Genomic DNA, 23,312 nt, shown 5'->3' with positions numbered 1-23,312 from the left:
GATTCGTCTGGAGGGGACGGATGACCAAGGCAGAATTGATCGGCCGCATGGCCGCGGCGGCGAACATCAGTCGCGACCAGGCCAAATCCGCGCTGGAGGCCTTTACCGACGGGGTCGCCGAAGCCCTGACGCAGGGGCGCGACGTCAAGCTGATCGGCTTCGGCAGCTTCGTCGCCGTGGATCGCAAGGCGGGCGTCGCCCGCAATCCGCAGACCGGCGCCGCCGTGGTGCGGCCTGCTTCGCGCACCGCGCGCTTTCGCCCCGGCGAAGGTTTGAAAAGCGCCTTGAACGGCTGAGACGGGGAGGGCATAAGCCCGTCTCGCTTTGAGGGCGGCTAGCTCAGCTGGTCAGAGCATCTCGTTTACACCGAGAGGGTCGGCGGTTCGAACCCGTCGCCGCCTACCAAACAAAAGGCCGCCGGAGCGATCCGGCGGCCTTCGTTTTTGGCGCTTTGGTCGCCGGTCAGAAGCGGAAGCTGGCCCGCAGCAGCAGCGAGTAGCGGACGTAATCCTCAAGCAATTCGGCGTCGCCGGTCAGAGACAGCATCCCCAGCTCGTTGCCGAAGTTCAGGCGGAAGCCCAGGATCGGCCCGCCCCCTTCGATGGCGTCCGGCGACAGGATGAAGTCCGGGCCGCCGCTGGCGAAACGGGCGATGGTCTCGCCCGCGTCCACCGAGATGTTCTGGCGATAGCCGACGCGAAGTTCGGGTCGGATCCAGCCGTTGCGGCCAAAGCCGTAGCCGATGTTCATCGCCGCCACGGCCGAGAAGATGTGGCTGTCGCGCGAATCGATGTCCAGATCGAAGCCGTCGCCGCCGCCGCTCTCGCTGCGCGAACCTTCCGACAGATGGAAGTATTCGCCGTACAGTTCGGGGCGGATGTTGAGCCGGCCGAAGTTGCGCTCGTACGAGGCGCCGCCCGCCACCGCGGCGGTCCAGCCGTGCCAGTCGGACTTGTTGTTCAGATAGACGCCGCTGGCGACCAGGGAGCGGTCGGCGTTGAAGCTGGCGTAGCCGCCCGCCGCGCGGGCCCAGGTTGTCCAGTACTGCCCCTGGGCCCGCCAGTAGAGGCCCAGTTCCAAAAGGTTGGCGGACAGGACCTCTTCGGCCTCGGCCTCCGGGTCCTTGATGTCGGACGAGGTGAAGGCGGCCGAAATGCCGATAGCGCCCAGGCCCGTGCCCTTTTCCACGCCGCCCGCGACGCCGAAGCCTTCCGAGCGGAAGCCGTAGGAATCGGTCTTGTCCTTGTCGGCGTAGAAGTTGATCTCCTGCACCCAGGCGCTGGTCTCGCCTGGGGCGGCGACGGCGTTGCGGCCGGTCAGGGCGCGGGTCACGGCGTCGACGCCGGCCGCCAGCGACATCAGCGGTCCCCCCGAATGGTCGGGCAGCATCTGCTCGTAGGCGTCGATGAAGCCGTCGCGCGTCGTCTGCGACAGGAAAAGGTTGCGCACCGTCTCATTGTCGCCCAGGGCGGCGTAGACGGCGTCGTAGGCCGAGGCTTCGACGGGGATCAGATCGGCTTCGGCGGCCGAGCGGCGGCGCGCGTCGATATAGACGGTGTTGGCCGCCTGATCGACGCCGCCTTCGACCACATAAAGATAGGGCGAGCTGCCGCTGAGCAGGCTCTGGTCGATCTGGCCGACGTTCAGCGAACCGGCGGTGATGATGTCGAACCGCTCGGGCCCTTCCAGCAGCGAGGCGAAGCGCACGCCCAGGGTCGAGCCGGTCGCCAGGGTGGCCGCGCCGCTGACGTTGAAACCGCCCGAGGCGCTGGTGGCCGGGTCAAGAGTGACCAGCAGCGTGCCTTCTGCCCCCACGTTCAGGCTGGTGACGCCGACCACGCCGGTCTGGGTCGCGTTCAGCGTGCCCTTGCCGATGTTGATGTCCAGCAGGCCGTCGGCGTTCTTGATGGCGCCGGTGACGACCGCTCCGCCGCTGATGTTCAGCTTGTCCGCCCCGGCGCCGAAATCGATGTCGCCATTCACGACGCCGTTCTCGATGTCGAGCGTATCGGCGCCCGAGCCCAGCTTGACGGCGCCGACGATGGCCGGCTCGCTTGCGTCTGGAACGCCGTCCTTGTCGGTGTCGGTCGCCGTGCTGTCCGAGGCCGCCGGTATGCCGTACTGACGCAGGGTCACGCCAGAGGTGTTGGCCGACAGGTCGATGGCCGTGACCGTGCCGTCCACGGCCGTCGCGTCGGTGCTGGTGGGCGTCAGGGAGCCGACGATGGCCCCGGCGTTGTTCAACTGGTTCAACGTCCCCGACTGATCGCGGATGACGACGGCCGAGCCGTGGTCGCCGCCGAAGGACGCCACCAGATTGCCGGTGTTGGTCAGGGAGCCGACATTGGCGCCGGCGCCGATCAGGATGCCGGTCGCGCTCTGGGTCTGGCCGCCCGAGGCCACGGCCTGGATGGCCCCCGAGTTGACGATGGCGGGGGCGGTGACGCCCGATCCGATCCAAAGGCCGGTGGCGTTGGCGTCCACGGCGGTGGAGGACACGCCGCCCTCGTTGCGTACGCCGCCGACGACGTTGACGGTCTGGCCGCCTGCGACGCCCAACTGCACGGCGCGCGATTCGATGCCGGAATAGAGGCCCGAGGCTGTGATGGAGCCGCGGTTGATCAGGCCATAGGCCGCATCGCCCGAGCCCACGGCGCCCAGGGTCACGGCCTGGGTGGTCGATCCGACCAGCAGGGCCGGCGCGCCGCCCAGCGAGGTGATCGAGGCGGCCGTCTCGCTGGCGTCGGGGATGCCGTCGCCGTCCCGGTCGGAGTCGTCGCGGTTCTTGACGCCGTCGCCGTCGTCGTCCTCGTCGCCGTTCTTGACGCCATCGCCGTCGTCGTCGCCGTCGATGCCGGCGGCCGAATAGGCCAGGGCTTTATCGAGCAGGACGCCGCCCGCCACATTGGCGCCCACGCGGACCGCCGGTCCGCCCTGAAGCAGGTCGTCGGCGTCCAACTCTTCCAGGAACAGGGTCGTGGCGTTGTCGTAGGAGCCCGTGGCGGGGCGCGCCGGCGGCGGGGTGGTGTAGCGATAACCGGTGGCGACCACCGACGAATGGATTTTCAGCGCGCCGCCCACGTCGCCTTCGATGGAGACGCCGGTGGCATTGGCGCCCAGAGCCGAGATGGTGCCGGCCAGATCGACGTTTCCGGTGATCGGACCCGTCGTGCGAATGGCCGCAGCGTTGTCGCCGGTGGCGCGGATCGTGCCCAGGCTCTGCAACTTGCCGTTCAGGCCCGTCTCGACCGCCAGGCCGTAGGAGTTGGCGCCCTCGACCGTGATCGCGCCGGTGCTTTCGACCAGGACGTCGCCGGTGAAGGGCGAGGGGCCCGCGACGCGTACGCCGTACCGCCCCGTGCCGGTCGCGAACGGACCGTCCAGGTCGCCGTCGCCGTCGGTATCCTTGACGTCGGCCGTTTCCTGGGTGTCGTTGACGGTGATCGAGCCGCCGACGATGACCGATCCCGTATTGCCGCCGTTGACCAGCAAGCCGGTCGAGCCGTCAGCCGACTTGTCCATCGTGATCGAACCGCCGCTGTCCAGATCCACCGTGTGGTTGGAGTCCAGCGTCACGGCGGCGCCCGAGGCCACGGCGACGCTGCCGCCGCTGGCGATGCGGATGTTGTCCGGGCCCGTGCCGGTCGCGTTCGACGTCTGGATCGGGGTCGTGCGGGCGTTTGAGACGACGATCTCGGCCTGGGACCCGGTGGCGACCATCAGAGGGGCGATCGCCACGGCGGTCGCGAGCAGAATACGCATTCGGTAGAAACCCCTGGTGGTCACGCACAACGGTACAGGCGACCCCTTAGCAGGGTCCGCGCCAGCCTTCCTCAAGTTTATCGAATTTGAGGCGAATGCAAGGCCGCGGGAGCCGACGGGCCCGTCTATGACGCGACTGGCGTTCTGCGAAACGCAAGCTTTACGGCGAATACGGAGGGATTTGGCCCGGCCGCTCTTGAGCTTTGCCACGACCGGGTTTACGGGCGTCGCACGGTCTTGCGCCGCGTCCACAACGACGCATCCAACGAACCCCTCCGGCGTTCGACAGCCCAGACCAGACGAGAACGCCCCATGAGCATGACCGACCTCGACGTCCAGGAAAGCGAACTCCGACTGATTCCGGGGCTGGACGTGGAAGTCGCCGATACGCTGCGGGCGCTGAAAGCCGCGGCGATGGACGAGCGGCCGCGCCTGGTGGACACCACCATGCTGTTCGCGCCCCGTTCGGGCGGGGTGAAACGGTATCTCCTCTCCAAGAAGGCCTGGATCGAGGCCAACCGGCCGGGCGTCAGCCATTCGCTGATCGTGCCGGGCGCGCGGCACAAGGCCGGGGCCGACGGCGTCGTGCGATTGCGCGCGACCAAGCTGCCGTTCGGCGACGGTTATCGCTGGCCCACCTCCGTCAAGCGCTGGAGCGCCTGGGTTGCGGCCATGAAGCCGTCGATCATCGAGGCGGGCGACCCCTATACGCCGGGGCAGGGCGCCTTGGAGGCCGGCCAGAGGGTGGGATGCCCCGTCGTCGGCTTCTGCCACTCGGACCCGGCGGGCCTGGCCGCCCTGCACTTCGGCGAATGGGCCAAGAAGCCGGTCGAGAAACGCTGGGCGCGCCTGTTTTCGCAGTTCGACCGCGTCGTGTCGCCCAGCCGCTTCATCGCGCGGCGGCTGGAAGAGGCGGGCGTCGACAATATCGTGATCCGGCCCCTGGGCGTGGAGATCGACACATTCCGGCCCGAGCGCCGCGACCGACAATGGCTGCTGGACCGGCTGGGTCTGGATCAGCACGCGCGCCTTTTGTGTTTCGCCGGACGCCCGGCCAAGGAGAAGAACGTCGACGTGCTGATCGAGGCGGTCCAGAAGCTGGGTGCGCCCTATCACCTAGTGCTGGTCGGCGCCGGGTCGGGCATGCCGGACGAGGACCGGGTGATCTCCCTGCCTTACGAGACCGATCCCCGCGCCGTGGCCAAGATCATCGCCAGCTGCGACGCCTTCGTCCACGCCAACGACAAGGAGCCGTTCGGCCTGATCGTACTGGAGGCCATGGCCTGCGGCCGGCCGGTCGTGGGCGTCAACGCCGGCGGCGTGGCGGAGACGGTGGACGAGACGGTCGGCCAGCTAGCGGCGCGGGCCGAGGCGGCGGACTACGCCGAGGCGGTCCAGGCCCTGTTCGCACGCGACATCGAGGCCATCGGCCGGGCGGCGCGCGAGAAGGCCGTCAGCCAGTTCGCCTGGACCCGGGTGTTCGAGGATCTGTGCAATGTCTATGGCGAACTGACGGGCGAGGCCGCCTTCATGAGCGCCGACGCGGAACTGCATCTGCACTGAGCGCGGGCAGCCGGGCGTGCGCCGCCCGAGCCGGCGGGGCGCGCCACTTCTTCTAGCGATCTGGAAAAGAAGTGGCGCGAGTGACGGGGCTCGAACCCGCGACCTCCGGCGTGACAGGCCGGCACTCTAACCAACTGAGCTACACCCGCGTACCTGCGACGAAACTTTTGAGCTGTTTCGAAAGCCTTATGGGAAGGCGGCGTGCGCCACTCTTTCTATTCCTAGAGAGAGTGGCGCGAGTGACGGGGCTCGAACCCGCGACCTCCGGCGTGACAGGCCGGCACTCTAACCAACTGAGCTACACCCGCGTTTCCCGGCCGAAGCGGCTGTGCGCCCCGGCGAGGGGCGTCGTTTAGGCGGCCCGACCCAGCGCGTCAAGCGACCTTTTTCGGAGAAAGACGCCGCTCAGCGCGAGGGGGCCGGCGACGGTGCGACCGCGGCCGCCTGGGGCGGGCTGTGCGGCCCGGCGACGCCGCCCGCCGCGGGCTCCTGGGCGGCGACGGCGGGGGCGGGCGGCTGGTAATGAACGCCGACGCCCGGCCCCAGCGGCAGGTCGAAGGCGACCCAGGCCGCCACCATCGCCAGGCCGGCGACCAGGAAGGCCCCGGCGTAGGGCAGCATGGTGGCCATCAGCGATCCCAAGCCGAATCGCGGGTCCCATCGCTGGGCGAAGGTCAGGATCAGCGGGAAATAGCTCATCAGCGGCGTGGCGATGTTGGTGACGGAATCGCCCATCCGATAGGCGGCGGTCGTCATCTCGGGCGAAATCCCCAGCAGCATGAACATCGGCACCACGATCGGCGCCAGGGCCGACCATTTGGCCGAGGCCGAGCCGATGAACAGATCGAAGAAGCAGGAGACGAAGACCACGCAGATCAGGAGCAGCGGGGCGGGGAGGGCGATGCTCTTCAGTCCCGCCGCCGCGTTCACCGCCAGGATCGGTCCCAGGCCCGACCAGTTGAACATGGCCACGAAATGGGCGGCGAAGAAGGCCAGCACGATATAGGGCGCCAGCTGGGCGACGCCGTCGCGCATCATGGCCACCAGATCGCGGTGCGACTTGATCGCGCCCGACCCCGCCCCATAGGCCCCGCCTGCAACGAAGAAGGTGACGGCGAAGAAGGCGACCAATGAGCGATAAAGCGGATTGAAGCGCTGCTCCGGGTCGGCCTCGGGGTCCACGAACGGAGAGCCGGGCAGGAAGGTGATCAGGGTCCAGAGCGCGAGCATGCCCAGCACCGCCAGGGCGGCGAAGCCCAGGCCGCGCTTCTCGGCCGATGTCAGGGGCTGTCTCTCCCTGGCGGCGGGCGCGGCCACGCCCTCTGCAGGCTTCCAGACGCCCAGGCGCGGCTCGATGACCCGGTCGGTCAGAAACCAGACGATGGGGGTGAAGACGAAGACGACGCCGACGATGAAGAACCAGTTGCCGGCGATGTTGACCGAATAGGACGGGTCGATAAGGCGGGCCGCGGGCTCGGTGATGCCCAGGATCAGGGCGTCGCTGGCCCCCGGAAACAGATTGCCGGCATATCCGCCGGAAACGGCGGCGAAGCCGGCCGCCAGGCCGGCCAGCGGATGACGCCCGGCCGCGGCGAAGATCACCGCCGCCAGCGGAATGACCACGACATAGGAGGCGTCCGATGCGTGATGCGACACCATCCCGGTGATCACCACGATCGGCGTCAGTATGGCGCGCGGCGCATTCAGCAGGGCGCCGCGGATGGCGGTGGCGAACAGGCCGGTGCGCTCGGCGACGGAGGCGCCGTAGATGATGGTGATGACGATCCCCAGCGGCGGAAAGTCGGCCAGGGTGCGCGGCATGCCGATGATCAGCCGCTCAAGATTCTCGCCCGACAGCAGGCTTTGCGCCGCCAGACGGTCGCCCGTCACGGGATTGACGGCCGACCAGCCCAGGCCCGCCCCAACCATGCTGAGCACGATCAACCCGCCGATCAGCCAGAGAAACAGGAAGACCGGATCGGGCAGGCGATTGCCGATCCGTTCCACGGCGTTCAAGGCGCGGCTGGCGACGCTCATTCGGATGACTTTCGGTTACGCGGGAGAAGCCGCCATAGGGCTTCGGCGGCGCATGAGGCGCAAGCATCGGGCCTGCGACATATGGCGCGCGAAGTTGCGATCCATTCTCAATGAAAACCCAATGCGCGCAGGGGTTTGAACGGCGACGTTGTTGGGTCTAAGAAGCGCCGAATCCCGCCTCTCCCCGGCGGACGAGGTTCTTCGAATGAACGCATTTCTTCTAGAATATCTGCCCGTGCTGGTGTTCGCCGGCGTCGCGGCCGTGGTCGGCATTCTCTTCATCGTCCTGCCGCTGTTGCTGGCGCCGAAGAACCCCGATTCCGAAAAGCTGTCGGCCTATGAGTGCGGCTTCAACGCCTTCGACGATGCGCGGATGAAGTTCGACATCCGCTTCTATCTGGTGTCGATCCTGTTCATCATCTTCGACCTGGAAGTGGCCTTCCTGTTCCCGTGGGCGGTGTCGATGTTCGATCTGTCGCACGCTGGAATGGTGTTCGCCTTCTGGTCGATGATGGTCTTCCTGGGCGTGCTGACCATCGGCTTCATCTACGAATGGAAGAAGGGAGCCCTGGAATGGGAGTAGTCGCCGCTTCCAAGCCTGCGGGCCTGGTCTCCGCCTCGGGCGCGCCGCTGGTTCCGGCCGGCGCCGGCGCGCGTTCGACCGTCGAAGGCTACGACCCCAAGGTTCACGACAAATTCTTCGAGGCGGTGAACATGGAGTTGGGCGAGCGGGGCTATCTGGTCGCCGCCGCCGACGACGTCATCAACTGGGCCCGCACCGGCTCCCTGATGTGGATGACTTTCGGCCTGGCCTGCTGCGCCGTCGAGATGATCCAGATGTCGATGCCGCGTTTCGACGTCGAACGCTTCGGCATGGCGCCGCGCGCCAGCCCGCGCCAGTCGGACCTGATGATCGTCGCCGGCACCCTGACCAACAAGATGGCCCCCGCCATCCGCAAGGTCTACGACCAGATGCCCGATCCGCGCTACGTCGTGTCGATGGGCAGCTGCGCCAACGGCGGCGGCTACTATCACTATAGTTACAGCGTCGTGCGCGGCTGCGACCGGGTCGTGCCGGTGGACGTCTATGTGCCCGGCTGCCCGCCGACGGCCGAGGCGCTGCTGTACGGCCTGCTGCAGCTTCAGAAGAAGATCCGTCGCACGGGGACGATCGACCGATGACCTCCCTTGCTGTCCAGGCCCGACAGGAGGCCTTCCTGACGCCGCTGGGCGCCGAGATGGTCGGCGCGCTTTCGGGCGAAGGCTGGGGCGTCGAGGCCCAGGTGGCCTATGGCGAACTGACCCTGGTCGCGCCGCGCGAGCGGATCGTCGAGGTGATGACCGCCCTGCGCGACCAATTCGGCTTCCAGCAGTTGCTGGACCTCTGCGGGGCCGACTACCCGGATCGCAAGGAGCGGTTCGAGGTGGTCTATCATCTGCTGTCGCTGACCCGGAACGCGCGCCTGCGCGTCAAGGTGTCGACCGACGAGGTTCAGCCCGTGCCGTCGATCATCGCCGTCTATCCGGCCGCCAACTGGTTCGAGCGCGAAGCCTACGACATGTTCGGCATGCTGTTCTCGGGACACCCCGACCTGCGCCGCCTGCTGACGGACTATGGTTTCGAGGGGCATCCGCTCCGCAAGGACTTCCCCATGACGGGCTATGTCGAGGTCCGCTACGACGAGGAACAGCGCCGCGTGGTTTATGAGCCGGTCAAGCTGACGCAGGAATTCCGCACGTTCGACTTCCTGTCGCCGTGGGAAGGCGCCGACTATCCCGCGCCGGTCCTGCCGGGCGACGAAAAGGCGGGGGGCCAGGCGTGATGGCCGATACGACCCATACCCTGCCGCCGCTGGGCGTCGATGTGTTCGAGGACGACCTGGACACCCGCACCGCCCACGCGCGCGAGATGGAGGACCGCAAGTTCACCATCAACTTCGGCCCGCAGCACCCGGCCGCGCACGGCGTGCTGCGCCTGGTGCTGGAGCTGGACGGCGAGATCGTCGAGCGCGTCGATCCCCACATCGGCCTGCTGCACCGCGGCACCGAAAAGCTGATGGAGGCCCGCACCTATCTTCAGAACGTGCCGTACCTGGACCGGCTGGACTACGTTTCGCCGATGAACCAGGAGCACGCCTTCTGCCTGGCCGTCGAGAAGCTGTTGGGCATCGAGGTTCCGTACCGGGCGCAGCTGATCCGCGTCCTGTATTCGGAAATCGGCCGCATCCTGTCGCACATGCTGAACGTGACGACCCAGGCCATGGACGTCGGCGCCCTGACGCCGCCGCTCTGGGGCTTCGAGGAACGCGAGAAGCTGATGGTGTTCTACGAGCGCGCCTGCGGCGCCCGTCTGCACGCCAACTACTTCCGTCCGGGGGGCGTCCACCAGGACCTGCCGATGGACCTGATCGACGACATCGGCCGCTGGTGCCAGGAGTTCCCGCCGGCGCTGAAGGACATCGAAAGCCTGGTCACGGAAAACCGCATCTTCAAGCAGCGCAACGTCGATATCGGCGTGGTGTCGAAGGAGAACGCCTTGGCCTGGGGCTTCACTGGCGTCATGCTGCGAGGCTCGGACATCGCCTGGGACCTGCGCAAGTCGCAGCCTTACGAATGTTACGCCGACCTGGACTTCGACGTGGTCGTCGGCAAGAACGGCGATTGCTGGGACCGCTATCTGGTGCGCATCGAAGAGATGAAGCAGTCGACCCGGATCATGGAGCAGTGCATCCACAAGCTGCGCAACTGCCCCGGCGAGCCGGTCCTGGTCGAGAACAACAAGATCGTTCCGCCGCGCCGTGGCGAGATGAAGCGGTCGATGGAATCGCTGATCCATCACTTCAAACTCTACACCGAAGGCTTCTCGACGCCCGAAGGTGAAGTCTATGCCTCGGTCGAGGCGCCCAAGGGCGAGTTCGGCGTCTATCTGGTGTCGGACGGGACGAACAAACCCTATCGCGTGAAGATTTCGGCGCCGGGCTTCCGCTCGCTGCAGGCGATGGACTGGATGAACCGCGGCCACCAGTTGGCGGACGTGTCCGCCATCCTCGGCTCGCTCGACATCGTTTTCGGAGAAGTGGACCGATGATCGAGCTTCTTGCCAACGACGCTGGCTATTGCAGTTACTACGCCATTAACCGTGACGCCTCGGCGACCGTCGAAGAATTTGGTCGCGCCTACAACGCCCATGACATTTCAGGGCTAAAAGCAGTTCTCGCCGTCAACGCGCAATTTCTCAATGGCACGGTAACGCCGGCAATTGAGCGTATCGCAGATTGGGAAGGCCGAATTTTCCCAGAGACTCCAGTGCTTCGGTTCACAGCTTCCAATCGTCTTTCGCGATATGACCTTGTCACGCAAATCGAAGATTACGAAGGCGGAAGTGCAACTGGCGAGGAACTCGCAGTCTATCGCGTCGAAGGCGGCTGCATAGTGGAAGTGCACATGAGCAACGAACACAGGGTGGATTCCAACCGATGAGCGTTCGTCGTCTCGCCAAGGATCAGCCTGACTCGTTCGCCTTTTCGGCGGATACGATGGCCAAGGCCGAATGGTGGATCAAGAAATACCCGGAAAGCCGCCGTCAGTCGGCGGTGATCCCGATCCTGTGGCTGGTGCAGAAGCAGGAAGGCTGGGTGTCCGAGCCCGCCATCCGCGCCGTCGGCGACCTGTTGGGCATGGCCTATATCCGGGTGCTGGAAGTCGCGACCTTCTACACCATGTTCATGCTGGAGCCGGTCGGCAAGACGGCGCTGATCCAGGTGTGCGGCACCACGCCCTGCATGCTGCGCGGGGCCAATGAACTTATGCGGGTCTGCAAGGAGAAGATCGGTCCCAAGGATCATCTGTCCGCCGACGGCCGCTTCACCTGGCAGGAAGTCGAGTGCCTGGGCGCTTGTTCGAACGCCCCGATGGCCCAGATCAACGACTACTATTTCGAGGACCTGACGCCCGAGACCATCGGCCGGATCATCGACGATTTCGCCGCCGGCAAGTCGCCAGAGCGGGGCTCCTACGCCGGGCGCACCAATGCGGCGCCGGCAGGCGGGGCCAAGACCCTGCTGGACCCGAAACTGTACGACGGTTCGGCCGCCGCGCCGATCGCCAAGCTTCCCAACAGCGATCCGGCCCCGGCCGAGAAGGCGCCCGCCTGATGCCCGCGCCCGATCTGAACACCGAGGCGGGGCGCGCGGCCTATCGCAAGGAACTGCGCGGCGTCGGGCGCCCGTTGCGGGCAGGCGGGCTGGCGATGGTGGTCGGCGCGGCCGTGCTGATCCTGATCTCGCGTCAGGGCACGGTGGGCGCCTGGGCGGTCAACGTCTCCTACTTCATGCTCGCGGCCGGCTGGGCGATGGTCATCGCCGCCATCTGGATGCGCACCCGCCACCACAAGCGCCGTCTGGCGGAAGGACTCTGAGGGCCATGGTCGGCATTCTCGAAGACAAGGACCGGATCTTCACCAACCTGTACGGCTTCCACGACTGGACGCTGGACGGGGCGAGGAACCGCGGCGCCTGGAACGCCACCAAGGACATGCTGGACCTTGGCCGCGACTGGATCATCAACAACGTCAAGGCCTCGGGTCTGCGCGGCCGGGGCGGCGCCGGCTTCTCGACCGGCCTGAAGTGGTCGTTCATGCCCAAGGAGGTGAAGGATCGTCCTCACTACCTGGTCGTCAACGCCGACGAATCCGAACCCGCGACCTGCAAAGACCGGGAGATCATGCGCCACGATCCGCATCTGCTGATCGAGGGCTGCCTGATCGCCAGCTTCGCGATGCAGGCCCACGCCTGCTACATCTATCTGCGCGGCGAATACGTGCTGGAGCGCGAGCGGATGGAAGCCGCCGTGAAGCAGGCCTATGAGGCCAGGCTGATCGGCAAGGACAACGTCCACGGCTGGGACTTCGACGTCTATATCCACCACGGCGGCGGCGCCTATATCTGCGGCGAAGAGACGGCGCTTCTGGAGTCGCTGGAAGGCAAGAAGGGCCAGCCGCGCCTGAAGCCGCCGTTCCCGGCCGGCGCGGGCCTCTACGGCTGCCCCACCACGGTGAACAACGTCGAGTCGATCGCCGTCGTCGGCACGATCCTGCGTCGCGGCGCCGACTGGTTCGCCAGCTTCGGCCGTCCGAACAACACCGGCACCAAGCTGATGTCGCTGTCGGGGCACGTGAACACGCCCTGCGTGGTCGAGGAAACCATGTCGATCCCGCTGCGCCAGCTGATCGAGGATCACGGCGGCGGCGTGCGCGGCGGCTGGTCGAATCTGAAGGCCATCATCCCGGGCGGCGCGTCCTGCCCGGTGATTACGCGCGAACAGGCCGAGACGGTTCTGATGGACTTCGATTCCATGCGCGAGATGCGGTCGTCCCTGGGGACGGCGGGCGTCACGGTCATGGATCAATCGACCGACATCGTGAAGGCGATCGCCCGCATCAGCTACTTCTTCAAGCACGAGAGCTGCGGCCAGTGCACGCCGTGCCGCGAAGGCACCGGCTGGATGTGGCGCGTGCTGGAGCGGATGGCCGTGGGCGAGGCCGATCCGTCGGAAATCGATCTGCTGCTGGATGTCGCCGGCCAGGTCGAGGGCCACACCATCTGCGCCCTGGGCGACGCCGCCGCCTGGCCGGTCCAGGGCCTGATCCGTCACTTCCGTCACGAGATCGAAGAGCGGATCGCCACCTACCGCAGCCGCCGTGCGAACTTCGCCGGCCACGCCATCGCCGCGGAGTAGGGATGCGCCTTTCGCCCGCCATCGTGATCGGAGCCTTCGCTCTCGCCGCCTGCGGCGAGCGTGAAGCTGCGCCCGCGCCTGCGGAAAAGGGTTCGGCCGAGGTCGCGACATCGGACGCGGTTCAGGCGGCGCCCGAGGTTCTGGCCGCCGACGAACTGCGCCGCGTGTGCCAGGCCGGTCTGGCCCGGATTCATGGCCAGGAGCCGGGGGCCATAACGGTCGAGAGCGTTCAGAACGGCGTGGTTCGTGCGTCCTGGCGCGCGCCGGTCGACGGCGGGCGGATGCGCGCCGACTGCCGCGTGGACAACGATCTGATCGTATGGAAACCGCTCGATCTGCCCGATGCAACGCTCGTTCGCTGGATGAACCAGTCGGGCGATCCGGTGATCCGCTACGTCCTGGACGGCGACACGATCACCATCACACAGACGCTCCCTGACGGGACGACGGACCGCGCCGATCTGGCCGTTCCCGCTGAAGAAGAGGCCCGCTGATGCCAGTCGCCAAGGTCAACGGCGTCGAAACCGAGTTCGAGCCCGGCATGACCGTGCTCCAGGTCGCCGAACGCGCGGGGCAGGAAATCCCGCGTTTCTGCTACCACGAACGCCTGTCCATCGCCGGCAACTGCCGCATGTGCCTGGTCGAGGTGAAGCCCGGACCGCCAAAGCCCCAGGCCTCGTGCGCCCTGCCGGCCGCCGACGGCCAGGAAATCTTCACCGACACGCCGATGGTCAGGAAGGCCCGCGAAGGGGTGATGGAATTCCTGCTCATCAACCACCCGCTGGACTGCCCGATCTGCGACCAGGGCGGCGAGTGCGACCTGCAAGATCAGTCGGTCGGCTACGGCCGCGACGGTTCGCGCTATTCGGAGAACAAGCGCGCGGTCGAAGAAAAGAACATGGGTCCGACGGTCAAGACCTTTATGACCCGCTGCATCCAGTGCACGCGCTGCGTCCGGTTCATCACCGAGGTCGCCGGCGTGCCGGACATCGGCATGATCTCGCGCGGCGAGGACGCCGAGATCACGACCTATCTGGAAAAGAACATCGACTCGGAACTGTCGGGCAACGTCAACGATCTGTGCCCGGTCGGCGCCCTGACGCACCGTCCGTGGCAGTACCACTATCGTCCGTGGGAACTGAAGAAGACCGAGACCATCGACGTCATGGACGCCCTGGGATCGAACATCCGCGCCGACTATCGCGGGTCCGAAGTCATGCGCGTGCTGCCGCGCGTGAACGAGGGGATCAACGAGGAGTGGCTGTCGGACAAAAGCCGCTATGTCGTCGACGGCCTGACCGCGCGCCGCCTGGACCGGCCGTGGATCCGCGAGAACGGACGCTTGCGCGCCGCGACCTGGAACGAGGCGCTGGACGCCGTCGCCGCCAAGATCAAGGCTGCGCCGGCCGACCGTATCGGCGCGATCGCGGGCGACCTGCAGGACGCCGAGTCGATGAAGGCGACGCTGGACCTGTTCCGCGCCCTGGGCTCGAACAACACCGATTGCCGCCAGGACGGCGCCGCCTTGGGTTACGGCCCGCGCGAGGGCTGGCTGTTCAACTCCGGCCTCGAAGGCATTGAGGAGGCTGACGCCGTCCTGATCGTCGGCGCCAATCCGCGCACCGAGGCCCCGCTGCTGAACGCCCGTCTGCGCAAGGCCTGGCTGAAGGGCGGGATGGAAATCGGCGTCATCGGCGAACAGGCCGATCTGACGTTCGACTACGCCTATCTGGGCGCCGGCTCGCAGACCCTGGCCAAGCTGCCCAAGTCGGCGTTGGACTTTCTGACCAATGCCGAGCGTCCGGCGATCATCGTCGGCGCCGGCGCGCTGGGCGGTGAGGGCGGCTCGGCCGTCCTGAACGCCCTGGGCGCCCTGGCCAGGAAAGTCGGCGTCGTGACCGACGGCTGGAACGGCTTCAACGTCCTGCACCACGCGGCGGCTCGCGTGGGCGGTCTGGACATGGGCTTCGTGCCTGGCGCAGGCGGTCTGACAGTCGGCGAGATGCTGAAGCCGGATGCGCTGGACGTTCTGTTCCTGCTGGGCGCCGACGAGGTCGATCCGACCGGATCGAACGCCTTCCGCGTCTATCTGGGCAGCCATGGCGACCGGGGCGCACACGGCGCCGACGTCATCCTGCCCGGCGCGGCCTATACCGAGAAGTCGGGGCTTTACGTCAACACCGAGGGCCGGGTGCAGATGGCCGAACGGGTCGTCTTCCCCAAGGGCGAGGCCAAGGAAGACTGGGCCGTCATCCGGGCCCTGTCGGCCCGGGTCGACAAGACCCTGCCTTACGACACCCTGGAGCAGCTGCGCGCCAAGCTGATGGGCGACCATCCGACGTTCGGCCGGATCGACTATCTTCCGGCGCCGACGATGTTCGACGTGGCGTCGCTGGGCGTCGAGGGCGACCTGGGCGACCGCGCCTTCGTCTCGGTCGTGGCCGACCCCTATCTTTCCAACCCGATCGCGCGCGCCAGCGCGACGATGGCCGAGCTGTCCGCCCTGCGGACCCAGCCGGTCGCAATGGCGGCGGAGTAAACCATGGACCCCGTTTCCTTCTGGGCCACGCCGCTGGGCTGGACGCTGATCACGGTCGGTCAGGTCCTGCTGATCACGGTCGGCGTGCTGATCGCCGTCGCCTTCCTGCTGCTGGCCGACCGCAAGGTCTGGGCCGGGGTGCAGATGCGCAAGGGCCCCAATGTCGTCGGCCCCTTCGGCCTGCTTCAGTCCTTCGCGGACATGATCAAGTTCGTGCTGAAGGAGGTCGTAATCCCGGCCGGCGCCGACAAGGCGGTCTTCATCATCGCCCCGATCATCACCGTCATCCTGGCCTTCATGGCGTGGGCGGTCATTCCGTTCGCCCCCGGCTGGGTGGTGTCGGACCTGAACGTCGGCATCCTGTACATCTTCGCGGTGTCGTCGCTGGGCGTGTACGGCATCATCATGGGCGGCTGGGCTTCGAACTCGAAGTATCCGTTCCTGGGCTCGCTGCGTTCGGCGGCGCAGATGGTGTCCTATGAAGTCTCGCTGGGCCTGATCATCATCAATGTGATCCTGCTGGCCGGCACGATGAACCTGTCAGCCATCGTCGACAGCCAAAAGGGGATGTTCTGGAACTGGTACGGCTTCGGCGGCGGCGCCGACACCTGGCCGCTGGTCGTGATCCTGTTCCCGATGTCGATCATCTTCTTCATCTCGGCCCTGGCCGAGACCAATCGCCCGCCGTTCGACCTGCCCGAAGCCGAGTCCGAACTGGTCGCCGGCTATCAGGTCGAATACAGCTCTACCCCGTATCTGCTGTTCATGATGGGCGAGTACGTCAACATCGTCTTCATGTCGGCGATGATCAGCCTGCTGTTCTTCGGCGGCTGGAACCCGGGCGTGCCGCAGGCCTGGATGGATGGGCTGCCGGCCTGGATCGCCTATACGATCTATCTGCTGACCTTCATGGCCAAGACGGTCTTCTGGTTCGTCATGATCTCGATGGTGAAGGCCTTCGTGCCGCGCTATCGCTACGATCAGCTGATGCGCCTGGGCTGGAAGATCTTCCTGCCGACGTCGCTGGTGGCGGTCGTTATCGTCTCGGCCTGGCGCGTGTTCGTGGTGGGGTCGTGATGGTCGCGCCGAAGACGCCTGCTCTCAAGGATAAGTGCTGATGTTCACCCGTATCGTCCAGGCGACCAAGGGCGCGATGATGCTGGACGTCATCGGCGCCATCGGCCTGTCGCTGAAATATATGGCGCGGCCGAAGATGACCGTGAACTATCCGTTCGAGCGCAATCCGCAGTCGCCGCGCTTCCGGGGCGAGCACGCCCTGCGCCGCTATGCGAACGGCGAGGAACGCTGCATCGCCTGCAAACTGTGCGAGGCCATCTGCCCGGCGCAGGCCATCACCATCGAGGCCGAACCGCGCGCCGACGGCAGCCGCCGCACGACCCGCTACGACATCGACATGGTCAAATGCATCTACTGCGGCCTGTGCCAGGAGGCCTGCCCGGTGGACGCCATCGTGGAGGGGCCCAACTCCGAATTCGCCGTCGAGACGCGCGAGGAGCTGCTCTACGACAAGCAACGCCTGCTCGACAACGGCGACCGCTGGGAACGGCAGATCGCCAAGAATCTGGAACTCGACGCGCCTTACCGCTAAGGCGCATCTCGCAAAACAGGTCGCCGATTCCGAAAGGGGTCGCGGCCGAGACGAAAGGGGCTTCGTCCCGACATGCTGCAAGGCATAGCCTTCTATCTGCTGGCTGCGGTCGCCACGGTTTCCGGCCTTCTGGTCGTGACCGCGCGCAACCCCGTGCACAGCGTGCTCTGGCTGATCCTGGCCTTCTTCTCCTCGGCCGGCCTGTTCGTGCTGCTGGGGGCCGAATTCCTGGCGATGCTGCTGGTCGTCGTCTATGTGGGCGCGGTCGCGGTGCTGTTCCTGTTCGTCGTCATGATGCTGGACGTGGACTTCGTGAAGCTGCGCGAAGGCTATGCGCGCTATCTGCCGCTGGGGGCCGTGATCGCCGCCGTGCTGCTGGCCGAGATGATCATCGTGTCGGTCGCCGTGGTGCAGGGCGGGGCGGCGGCGGGCCTGCCGGCGCCGGGCGCGCCGGACGCCAGCGTCACCAATGTCGAGGCCATCGGTCGCGTACTCTACACCGACTACGTCTATTTCTTCCAGGCGGCCGGGATCGTGCTGCTGATCGCCATGATCGGCGCCATCACCCTGACGCTTCGCCACAAGCCGCATATCAAGCGCCAGAACCCGGGCGATCAGGTGAACCGCGACCGTCTCAAGTCGGTCGAGATCAAGCCCGCCGCCACGGGCGAAGGCGTCAGCGCCGAGGAGCTTCTGTGATGATCGGTCTGACCCATTATCTGACGGTCGCCGCGATCCTGTTCACCATCGGGGTGTTCGGCATCTTCGTGAACCGCAAGAACGTCATCATCATCCTGATGTCGATCGAACTGATCCTCTTGGCCGTGAACATCAACTTCGTCGCCTTCTCGACCTATCTGAACGAGATCAGCGGACAGATCATGGCCATGTTCGTCCTGACCGTCGCCGCCGCCGAGGCCGCCGTCGGCCTGGCGATCCTGGTGACCTTCTTCCGCAACCGCGGCGACATCGCCGTCGACGACGCCTCCGTGATGAAGGGCTGAGCGTGACCTTCCATACCCTCGTCATTCTCGGGATCTTCGCCCCGCTGTTGGGCGCCGCCGTCGCCGGCTTCTTCGGACGCCGGATCGGCGACATCCCGTCGCAGGCCGTCACGACCGGCCTGCTGTTCTTCTCGTGCGCCGTCGCCTGGACGGTGTTCGGCCAATGGACCTGGGGCCATCTGGAGCCCTTCACCATCCGCTTGGCGCCCTTCATCAATGTGGGCGACTTCCAGTCGGCCTGGTCGATCCGCATCGACGCCCTGTCGGCGACCATGCTGATCGTGGTGACGAGCGTGTCGTCGCTGGTGCACCTGTATTCCTGGGGCTACATGGCCGACGACGACAGCCGGCCGCGCTTCTTCGCCTATCTGTCCTTGTTCACCTTCATGATGCTGGCGCTGGTGACGGCCGCCGACTTCATGCAGATCTTCTTCGGCTGGGAAGGGGTGGGGCTGGCGTCCTATCTGCTGATCGGTTTCTGGTTCAAGAAGCCGACGGCCAGCGCCGCCGCCATCAAGGCCTTCGTCGTCAACCGTGTAGGCGACTTCGGCTTCATCCTGGGGATCATGACGATCTTCTGGATGTACGGCACCATCAACTTCGCGGAACTGTTCCCGCTGATCGCCACCAAGGCCGGCACGACGTGGGAGTTCCTGGGCGTCCAGTGGTCCGCGCTGGATCTGGCCGGATTCCTGCTGTTCATCGGCGCCATGGGCAAGTCGGCCCAGTTCTTCCTGCACACCTGGCTGCCCGACGCCATGGAAGGTCCGACGCCGGTGTCGGCTCTGATCCACGCGGCGACCATGGTCACGGCCGGCGTCTATATGGTTTGCCTGTTGTCGCCGATCTATGAGTATGCGCCGGGCGCCTCGCAGATCATCGCCATCATCGGCGCGATCACGGCCCTGTTCGCCGCCACGGTCGGCCTGACCCAGAACGACATCAAGCGGGTCATCGCCTATTCGACCTGTTCGCAGTTGGGCTACATGTTCTTCGCGGCGGGCGTCGGCGCCTATCAGGCCGCCATGTTCCACCTCTTCACCCACGCCTTCTTCAAGGCCCTGTTGTTCCTGGGCGCCGGTTCGGTGATCCACGGCATGCATCACGAGCAGGACATGCGCAAGATGGGCGGCCTGTGGAAGCTGCTGCCCGTCACCTATGCGGTGATGACCATCGGCACCATCGCCATCACCGGTCTGGGCATCCCCGGCGTCGGCGGCTTCGCCGGCTTCTATTCCAAGGATTCTATCATCGAGAGCGCCTACGCCTCGGCCGCCGGCGGCCACGGCGCGGTGGGCCTGTTCGCCTTCTTCGTCGGCATCATCGCCGCCGGCCTGACCGCCTACTATTCGTGGCGTCTGGTCTTCATGACCTTCCACAACAAGCCGGTGTGGAAGGAAGAGGGGGCGCATCACGCCGACGATCACGCCACGGACGCGCAGTTGGAAACCCACTCCGAGCCGTTGCCCGACGCCGACGGTCACGGCCATGCGGTCGCCCATGCCGCGCATGACGATCACGGCCACGACGATCACGGCCATCATGGCCCGCTGCATCCACACGAAAGCCCGCCGGTCATGCTGATCCCGCTGATCCTGCTGTCGGTCGGGGCGGTCGCCGCAGGCTTCGTCTTCGCGCCGCACTTCATCGGCCACCACGAACACGAGTTCTGGCGCGGGGCCATCTTCACGGGCGAGCACAACCACGTCCTGCACGAAAGCCACTCGGTCCCGACCTGGGTGAAGTGGTCGCCGCTGATCCTGACGCTGATCGGCACGGCCTTCGCCTACTGGATCTATGTCGCCCGTGAAGGCATGGGCGCACGGATGGCGGCGCGCGACGGCGTCATCTACCGCTTCCTCTACAACAAGTGGTATTTCGACGAGCTGTACGACTTCGTCTTCGTGCGCGGCTTGCGCGCCATAGGGAACTTCTTCTGGAAGATCTGCGACGTGAAGATCATCGACGGGCTGGGGCCGAACGGCGCCGCCTGGGTCTCGCTGAAATCCGCCGCTCGACTGGCCAAGATCCAGTCCGGCTATGTCTATCACTACGCCTTCGTGATGCTGCTGGGGGTCGCCGGTCTGCTCACCTTCGCCATCCTCGCGTGGGGAGCCTGATCTCGTGCCCTACATTCTGAGCCTCGTTACATTCCTGCCCCTGGTCGGGGCCCTGGCGATCTTCGTCGCCCGGCTGACGTCCAAGACTGCGGACGCCGCCGCGCCGGCCGCGCGCTGGATCGCGCTGATCACCACTCTGGTCGTGCTGGCGGTCTCGGTCGTGCTGGTCGCCGGCTTCGATCCGGCGAACACCGGCTATCAGTTTGTGGAACTGGTCCCCTGGTTCGCGGGCGCCAGCTATCATCTGGGCGTCGACGGGATTTCGGTCCTGTTCGTGCTGCTGACCGCCTTCCTGATGCCGATCTGCATCCTGGCCAGTTGGAAGTCGGTCGAGACGCGCGTCGTCGAATATATGATCGCCTTCCTGGTGCTGGAGACGCTGGTCGTCGGGGTGTTCACCGCGCTGGACCTGTTCCTCTTCTACATCTTCTTCGAAGGCACCCTGGTCCCGATGTTCCTGATCATCGGCATCTGGGGCGGTCAGAACCGCATCTACGCGGCCTACAAATTCTTCCTCTACACCCTGCTGGGGTCCGTCCTGATGCTGCTGGCCATGCTGTGGATGGCGCACGAAGCCGGCACCACCAGCATCCCCGAGCTGAAGCGCTTCGCCTTCGACCCGGCCGTTCAGCCGATCCTGTGGTTGGCCTTCTTCGCCTCGTTCGCGGTCAAGATGCCGATGTGGCCGGTCCACACCTGGCTGCCCGACGCCCACGTCCAGGCGCCGACGGCCGGTTCGGTCATCCTGGCCGGCATTCTGCTGAAGCTGGGTGGATACGGCTTCATCCTGTTCAACGTGCCGATGTTCCCGATGGCGTCGGAGATGTTCCGCCCGCTGGTCTTCACCCTGTCGGTGATCGCCATCGTCTATACGTCGCTGGTCGCCTGGCGTCAGACGGACATCAAGAAACTGATCGCCTATTCGTCGGTGGCCCACATGGGTTTCGTGACCCTGGGCATCTTCTCGGGCAACGACATCGGCATGCAGGGCGCCATCTTCCAGATGATCAGCCACGGCCTGATCTCGGGCGCGCTGTTCCTGTGCGTCGGCGTCGTCTACGACCGGATGCACACCCGCGAGATCGCCTTCTACGGCGGCCTGACGTCCAGGATGCCGTGGTACGCCGCCATCTTCCTGATGTTCACCATGGCCAACGTCGGCCTGCCGGGCACCTCGGGCTTCATCGGCGAAGTGCTGACCATGACGGGCGCGTATCACGCCTCGACCTGGGCGGCGCTGGTGGCGGCCTCGGGCGTGATCTTCTCGGCCGTCTATGCGCTGACGCTCTATCGGGCGGTCATGTTCGGCGAGATCACCAATCCGAAGCTGGAGACCATCGCCGACATCGACAAGCGCGAACTGCTGCTGTTCGCGCCGCTGATCGTCGGGACCCTCTGGCTGGGGGTCCATCCGGCCTCCGTCCTCGATTACACCGGGCCTGCCGTCGAGGCCCTGACCAGCGCCTATCGCGCCGCGATCGGCGGGTGAGACTTAAAGATGCCTGATCTGTCCTCCGCCCTGCATCTCGCCGCCTCGGAAGTCACCCTCGCGGTCGGCGCCCTGGTCCTGCTGATGGTCGGCGCCTTCGTCGGCGACAAGAGCGCCCGCCTGGTGTCCATCCTCTCGGTCCTGCTGCTGATCGCCGCCGCCGTCGTCGCCATCGTCGGACCGTGGGGCGTCGCCTTCAACGGCGCCTATGTCGCCGATCCGCTGGCCATCTACGCCAAGAGCCTGATCTATCTGTCGGCCGCCGTCGCGGTCGTGCTGGGCGACGGTTGGATGAAGCGCACGCGCATCGCCAAGTTCGAATATCCGGTCCTGATCGTGCTGGCCTCGGCCGGCATGGGCATGATGGCGTCCTCGGGCGACCTGATCTCCATGTATGTCGGGATCGAGCTGCATTCGCTGGCCCTCTACGTGCTGGCCGCCTTCCACCGCAACGACGTCAAGGCGTCCGAGGCAGGTCTGAAGTATTTCGTCCTGGGCGCCTTGTCGTCGGGCCTGCTGCTGTACGGCGCCAGCCTGATCTACGGCTTCGCCGGTTCGATGCGGTTCGAGGACATCGCCGCCGTCGCCGCCGACAATCCCGGCCCGGGCCTGGTCTTCGGCCTCGTTTTCCTGATCTGCGGCCTGGCGTTCAAGGTTTCCGCCGCGCCGTTCCACATGTGGACGCCCGATGTCTACGAAGGCGCGCCGACGCCGGTCGTGGCCCTGTTCGCCACGGCGCCCAAGGTGGCGGCCATGGTGCTGATCGCCCGCGCGCTGGAAGCCGGTTTCGGCGACGCCCACGCCCAATGGTCGCAGGTCCTGATCGCCATTTCGGTGATCAGCTTCGTCGTCGGCGCCTTCGGCGGCCTGGCGCAGAAGGATATCCAGCGTCTGCTGGCCTATTCGTCCATCGCCAACATCGGTTATGCTCTGCTGGCCATTGCGGCGGGAACGGCCGAGGGGCTGCAGGCCATGCTGATGTTCATGACGCTCTACGTCATCGACCAGCTCGGCTTCTTCGCCATTCTGCTCAGCCTGTCCAAATCGGGCCGGCCGATCCGGCGCATCGCCGATCTGGCCGGTCTGAAGAAGGACCGTCCGCTGACGGCTGTCGCCTTGACGGCGCTATCGCTGTCGGTGCTGGGAATGCCGCCATTCTCGGGCTTCTGGGGCAAATACTATGTGTTCGGCGCCGCCGCCGATGCGGGCCTGTGGCCGGTCGCCGCCGCCGGTCTGGTCGCCTCGGTCGTCGCGGCCTTCTACTATCTGCGGATCATCAAGCTGATGTGGTTCGATGCGCCGGTCGACGACATCGCCACCGACAAGGCCCCGGCCGAGGCCCGGTGGGTCGGCTGGGCCTGCGCCGCCTTCGCCTTCCCGTTGGTGATCGTCGGTCTGACCTGGCTGGACCCCCTGACCAAGGCCGCGAGCGCCGGCTTCGGAAACGGGTAGG

Annotated in this window: 21 protein-coding genes and 3 tRNA genes; 20 read left to right on the top strand and 4 right to left on the bottom strand. The window is 66.2% G+C overall.

Going from position 1 to position 23,312, the window contains the following annotated elements:
* Positions 1-20: 20 nt before the first annotated feature.
* Together AC0L6G_RS04180 and AC0L6G_RS04175 are read left to right on the top strand one after the other, a co-directional pair.
* Entirely contained in the window at positions 21-296 is a 276-nt protein-coding gene (locus AC0L6G_RS04180; protein ID WP_293827125.1) for an HU family DNA-binding protein, read from the top strand.
* A 32-nt stretch (positions 297-328) separates the two neighbouring features.
* Positions 329-405, top strand: a tRNA-Val gene (locus tag AC0L6G_RS04175).
* 57 nt (positions 406-462) lie between these two features.
* On the opposite strand, the gene AC0L6G_RS04170 is transcribed toward AC0L6G_RS04175, so the two are convergent.
* Positions 463-3,762 (bottom strand): autotransporter outer membrane beta-barrel domain-containing protein, encoded by a 3,300-nt coding sequence (locus AC0L6G_RS04170; RefSeq protein WP_293827126.1) that lies wholly within the window; start codon positions 3,760-3,762, stop codon positions 463-465.
* 312 nt (positions 3,763-4,074) lie between these two features.
* Between AC0L6G_RS04170 and AC0L6G_RS04165 the strand changes: the two genes are divergently transcribed.
* Entirely contained in the window at positions 4,075-5,325 is a 1,251-nt protein-coding gene (locus AC0L6G_RS04165) for a glycosyltransferase (protein WP_293827127.1), read from the top strand.
* A gap of 72 nt (positions 5,326-5,397) precedes the next feature.
* Here AC0L6G_RS04165 and AC0L6G_RS04160 read toward each other — a convergent pair.
* The 3 genes from AC0L6G_RS04160 to AC0L6G_RS04150 all read right to left on the bottom strand — a co-directional run bounded on the left by AC0L6G_RS04160 (position 5,398) and on the right by AC0L6G_RS04150 (position 7,362).
* A tRNA-Asp gene (locus AC0L6G_RS04160) sits at positions 5,398-5,474 on the bottom strand.
* A gap of 82 nt (positions 5,475-5,556) precedes the next feature.
* Positions 5,557-5,633: transfer RNA gene (locus tag AC0L6G_RS04155), tRNA-Asp, on the bottom strand.
* A gap of 97 nt (positions 5,634-5,730) precedes the next feature.
* The gene (locus tag AC0L6G_RS04150) at positions 5,731-7,362 is read right to left on the bottom strand and encodes an AbgT family transporter (protein WP_293826987.1); all 1,632 of its coding nucleotides are present in this window, start codon (positions 7,360-7,362) and stop codon (positions 5,731-5,733) included.
* Between the two features lie 205 nt (positions 7,363-7,567).
* Between AC0L6G_RS04150 and AC0L6G_RS04145 the strand changes: the two genes are divergently transcribed.
* From AC0L6G_RS04145 to nuoN, 17 genes are all read left to right on the top strand, one after another.
* Entirely contained in the window at positions 7,568-7,945 is a 378-nt protein-coding gene (locus tag AC0L6G_RS04145) for an NADH-quinone oxidoreductase subunit A (protein ID WP_291536328.1), read from the top strand.
* Positions 7,915-8,544 (top strand): NuoB/complex I 20 kDa subunit family protein, encoded by a 630-nt coding sequence (locus AC0L6G_RS04140; RefSeq protein ID WP_087119131.1) that lies wholly within the window; start codon positions 7,915-7,917, stop codon positions 8,542-8,544. The genes AC0L6G_RS04145 and AC0L6G_RS04140 overlap by 31 nt, the downstream gene beginning before the upstream one ends.
* Positions 8,541-9,185, top strand: coding sequence for an NADH-quinone oxidoreductase subunit C (locus tag AC0L6G_RS04135; RefSeq protein WP_150823955.1), 645 nt, complete (start codon positions 8,541-8,543; stop codon positions 9,183-9,185). The genes AC0L6G_RS04140 and AC0L6G_RS04135 overlap by 4 nt, the downstream gene beginning before the upstream one ends.
* A gap of 86 nt (positions 9,186-9,271) precedes the next feature.
* Complete coding sequence (locus AC0L6G_RS04130; RefSeq protein ID WP_293827023.1) at positions 9,272-10,450, top strand: NADH-quinone oxidoreductase subunit D; 1,179 nt, start codon at positions 9,272-9,274, stop codon at positions 10,448-10,450.
* Entirely contained in the window at positions 10,447-10,842 is a 396-nt protein-coding gene (locus AC0L6G_RS04125) for a nuclear transport factor 2 family protein (protein ID WP_293826988.1), read from the top strand. The genes AC0L6G_RS04130 and AC0L6G_RS04125 overlap by 4 nt, the downstream gene beginning before the upstream one ends.
* Positions 10,839-11,516 carry an NADH-quinone oxidoreductase subunit NuoE gene (nuoE, locus tag AC0L6G_RS04120; protein ID WP_293826990.1) on the top strand — a complete coding sequence of 226 codons (678 nt, stop codon included), beginning with the start codon at positions 10,839-10,841 and terminating at the stop codon, positions 11,514-11,516. Before AC0L6G_RS04125 ends, nuoE begins: the two co-directional genes overlap by 4 nt.
* Complete coding sequence (locus AC0L6G_RS04115; protein ID WP_150823953.1) at positions 11,516-11,779, top strand: hypothetical protein; 264 nt, start codon at positions 11,516-11,518, stop codon at positions 11,777-11,779. The genes nuoE and AC0L6G_RS04115 overlap by 1 nt, the downstream gene beginning before the upstream one ends.
* Before the next feature lie 5 nt (positions 11,780-11,784).
* Positions 11,785-13,098: an NADH-quinone oxidoreductase subunit NuoF gene (nuoF, locus tag AC0L6G_RS04110; protein WP_293826994.1), complete on the top strand. Its 1,314-nt coding sequence runs from the start codon at positions 11,785-11,787 to the stop codon at positions 13,096-13,098.
* A gap of 2 nt (positions 13,099-13,100) precedes the next feature.
* Positions 13,101-13,592 (top strand): hypothetical protein, encoded by a 492-nt coding sequence (locus tag AC0L6G_RS04105; RefSeq protein WP_293826995.1) that lies wholly within the window; start codon positions 13,101-13,103, stop codon positions 13,590-13,592.
* Entirely contained in the window at positions 13,592-15,637 is a 2,046-nt protein-coding gene (nuoG, locus tag AC0L6G_RS04100; protein WP_293826997.1) for an NADH-quinone oxidoreductase subunit NuoG, read from the top strand. Before AC0L6G_RS04105 ends, nuoG begins: the two co-directional genes overlap by 1 nt.
* A 3-nt stretch (positions 15,638-15,640) precedes the next feature.
* Entirely contained in the window at positions 15,641-16,714 is a 1,074-nt protein-coding gene (gene nuoH, locus AC0L6G_RS04095) for an NADH-quinone oxidoreductase subunit NuoH (protein WP_293826999.1), read from the top strand.
* A 40-nt stretch (positions 16,715-16,754) separates the two neighbouring features.
* Positions 16,755-17,246, top strand: coding sequence for an NADH-quinone oxidoreductase subunit NuoI (gene nuoI / locus AC0L6G_RS04090; RefSeq protein ID WP_017503987.1), 492 nt, complete (start codon positions 16,755-16,757; stop codon positions 17,244-17,246).
* Positions 17,247-17,318: 72 nt separating this feature from the next.
* Positions 17,319-17,945 (top strand): NADH-quinone oxidoreductase subunit J, encoded by a 627-nt coding sequence (locus AC0L6G_RS04085; protein ID WP_291536342.1) that lies wholly within the window; start codon positions 17,319-17,321, stop codon positions 17,943-17,945.
* Positions 17,945-18,250 (top strand): NADH-quinone oxidoreductase subunit NuoK, encoded by a 306-nt coding sequence (nuoK, locus tag AC0L6G_RS04080; protein ID WP_017503985.1) that lies wholly within the window; start codon positions 17,945-17,947, stop codon positions 18,248-18,250. The genes AC0L6G_RS04085 and nuoK overlap by 1 nt, the downstream gene beginning before the upstream one ends.
* Before the next feature lie 2 nt (positions 18,251-18,252).
* Positions 18,253-20,370 (top strand): NADH-quinone oxidoreductase subunit L, encoded by a 2,118-nt coding sequence (gene nuoL, locus AC0L6G_RS04075; RefSeq protein ID WP_293827003.1) that lies wholly within the window; start codon positions 18,253-18,255, stop codon positions 20,368-20,370.
* A 4-nt stretch (positions 20,371-20,374) separates the two neighbouring features.
* Positions 20,375-21,859, top strand: a complete 1,485-nt coding sequence (locus AC0L6G_RS04070) for an NADH-quinone oxidoreductase subunit M (RefSeq protein ID WP_293827005.1) — start codon at positions 20,375-20,377, stop codon at positions 21,857-21,859.
* A gap of 9 nt (positions 21,860-21,868) precedes the next feature.
* Positions 21,869-23,311 carry an NADH-quinone oxidoreductase subunit NuoN gene (nuoN, locus tag AC0L6G_RS04065; RefSeq protein WP_473252910.1) on the top strand — a complete coding sequence of 481 codons (1,443 nt, stop codon included), beginning with the start codon at positions 21,869-21,871 and terminating at the stop codon, positions 23,309-23,311.
* Position 23,312: the final 1 nt, after the last annotated feature.

The sequence above is a fragment of the Brevundimonas sp. D3-1P genome (assembly GCF_055809335.1).
The sequence above is the reverse complement of the archived record's forward strand: the minus strand, read 5'-3'. Positions and strand labels throughout refer to the sequence as shown.

Coding starts and splice junctions, on each gene's coding strand:
- AC0L6G_RS04180 (WP_293827125.1), top strand. CDS start 21: ATGACCAAGGCAGAATTGATCGGCCGCATGGCCGCGGCGGCGAACATC.
- AC0L6G_RS04170 (WP_293827126.1), bottom strand. CDS start 3,762: ATGCGTATTCTGCTCGCGACCGCCGTGGCGATCGCCCCTCTGATGGTC.
- AC0L6G_RS04165 (WP_293827127.1), top strand. CDS start 4,075: ATGAGCATGACCGACCTCGACGTCCAGGAAAGCGAACTCCGACTGATT.
- AC0L6G_RS04150 (WP_293826987.1), bottom strand. CDS start 7,362: ATGAGCGTCGCCAGCCGCGCCTTGAACGCCGTGGAACGGATCGGCAAT.
- AC0L6G_RS04145 (WP_291536328.1), top strand. CDS start 7,568: ATGAACGCATTTCTTCTAGAATATCTGCCCGTGCTGGTGTTCGCCGGC.
- AC0L6G_RS04140 (WP_087119131.1), top strand. CDS start 7,915: ATGGAAGAAGGGAGCCCTGGAATGGGAGTAGTCGCCGCTTCCAAGCCT.
- AC0L6G_RS04135 (WP_150823955.1), top strand. CDS start 8,541: ATGACCTCCCTTGCTGTCCAGGCCCGACAGGAGGCCTTCCTGACGCCG.
- AC0L6G_RS04130 (WP_293827023.1), top strand. CDS start 9,272: ATGGAGGACCGCAAGTTCACCATCAACTTCGGCCCGCAGCACCCGGCC.
- AC0L6G_RS04125 (WP_293826988.1), top strand. CDS start 10,447: ATGATCGAGCTTCTTGCCAACGACGCTGGCTATTGCAGTTACTACGCC.
- nuoE (WP_293826990.1), top strand. CDS start 10,839: ATGAGCGTTCGTCGTCTCGCCAAGGATCAGCCTGACTCGTTCGCCTTT.
- AC0L6G_RS04115 (WP_150823953.1), top strand. CDS start 11,516: ATGCCCGCGCCCGATCTGAACACCGAGGCGGGGCGCGCGGCCTATCGC.
- nuoF (WP_293826994.1), top strand. CDS start 11,785: ATGGTCGGCATTCTCGAAGACAAGGACCGGATCTTCACCAACCTGTAC.
- AC0L6G_RS04105 (WP_293826995.1), top strand. CDS start 13,101: ATGCGCCTTTCGCCCGCCATCGTGATCGGAGCCTTCGCTCTCGCCGCC.
- nuoG (WP_293826997.1), top strand. CDS start 13,592: ATGCCAGTCGCCAAGGTCAACGGCGTCGAAACCGAGTTCGAGCCCGGC.
- nuoH (WP_293826999.1), top strand. CDS start 15,641: ATGGACCCCGTTTCCTTCTGGGCCACGCCGCTGGGCTGGACGCTGATC.
- nuoI (WP_017503987.1), top strand. CDS start 16,755: ATGTTCACCCGTATCGTCCAGGCGACCAAGGGCGCGATGATGCTGGAC.
- AC0L6G_RS04085 (WP_291536342.1), top strand. CDS start 17,319: ATGCTGCAAGGCATAGCCTTCTATCTGCTGGCTGCGGTCGCCACGGTT.
- nuoK (WP_017503985.1), top strand. CDS start 17,945: ATGATCGGTCTGACCCATTATCTGACGGTCGCCGCGATCCTGTTCACC.
- nuoN (WP_473252910.1), top strand. CDS start 21,869: ATGCCTGATCTGTCCTCCGCCCTGCATCTCGCCGCCTCGGAAGTCACC.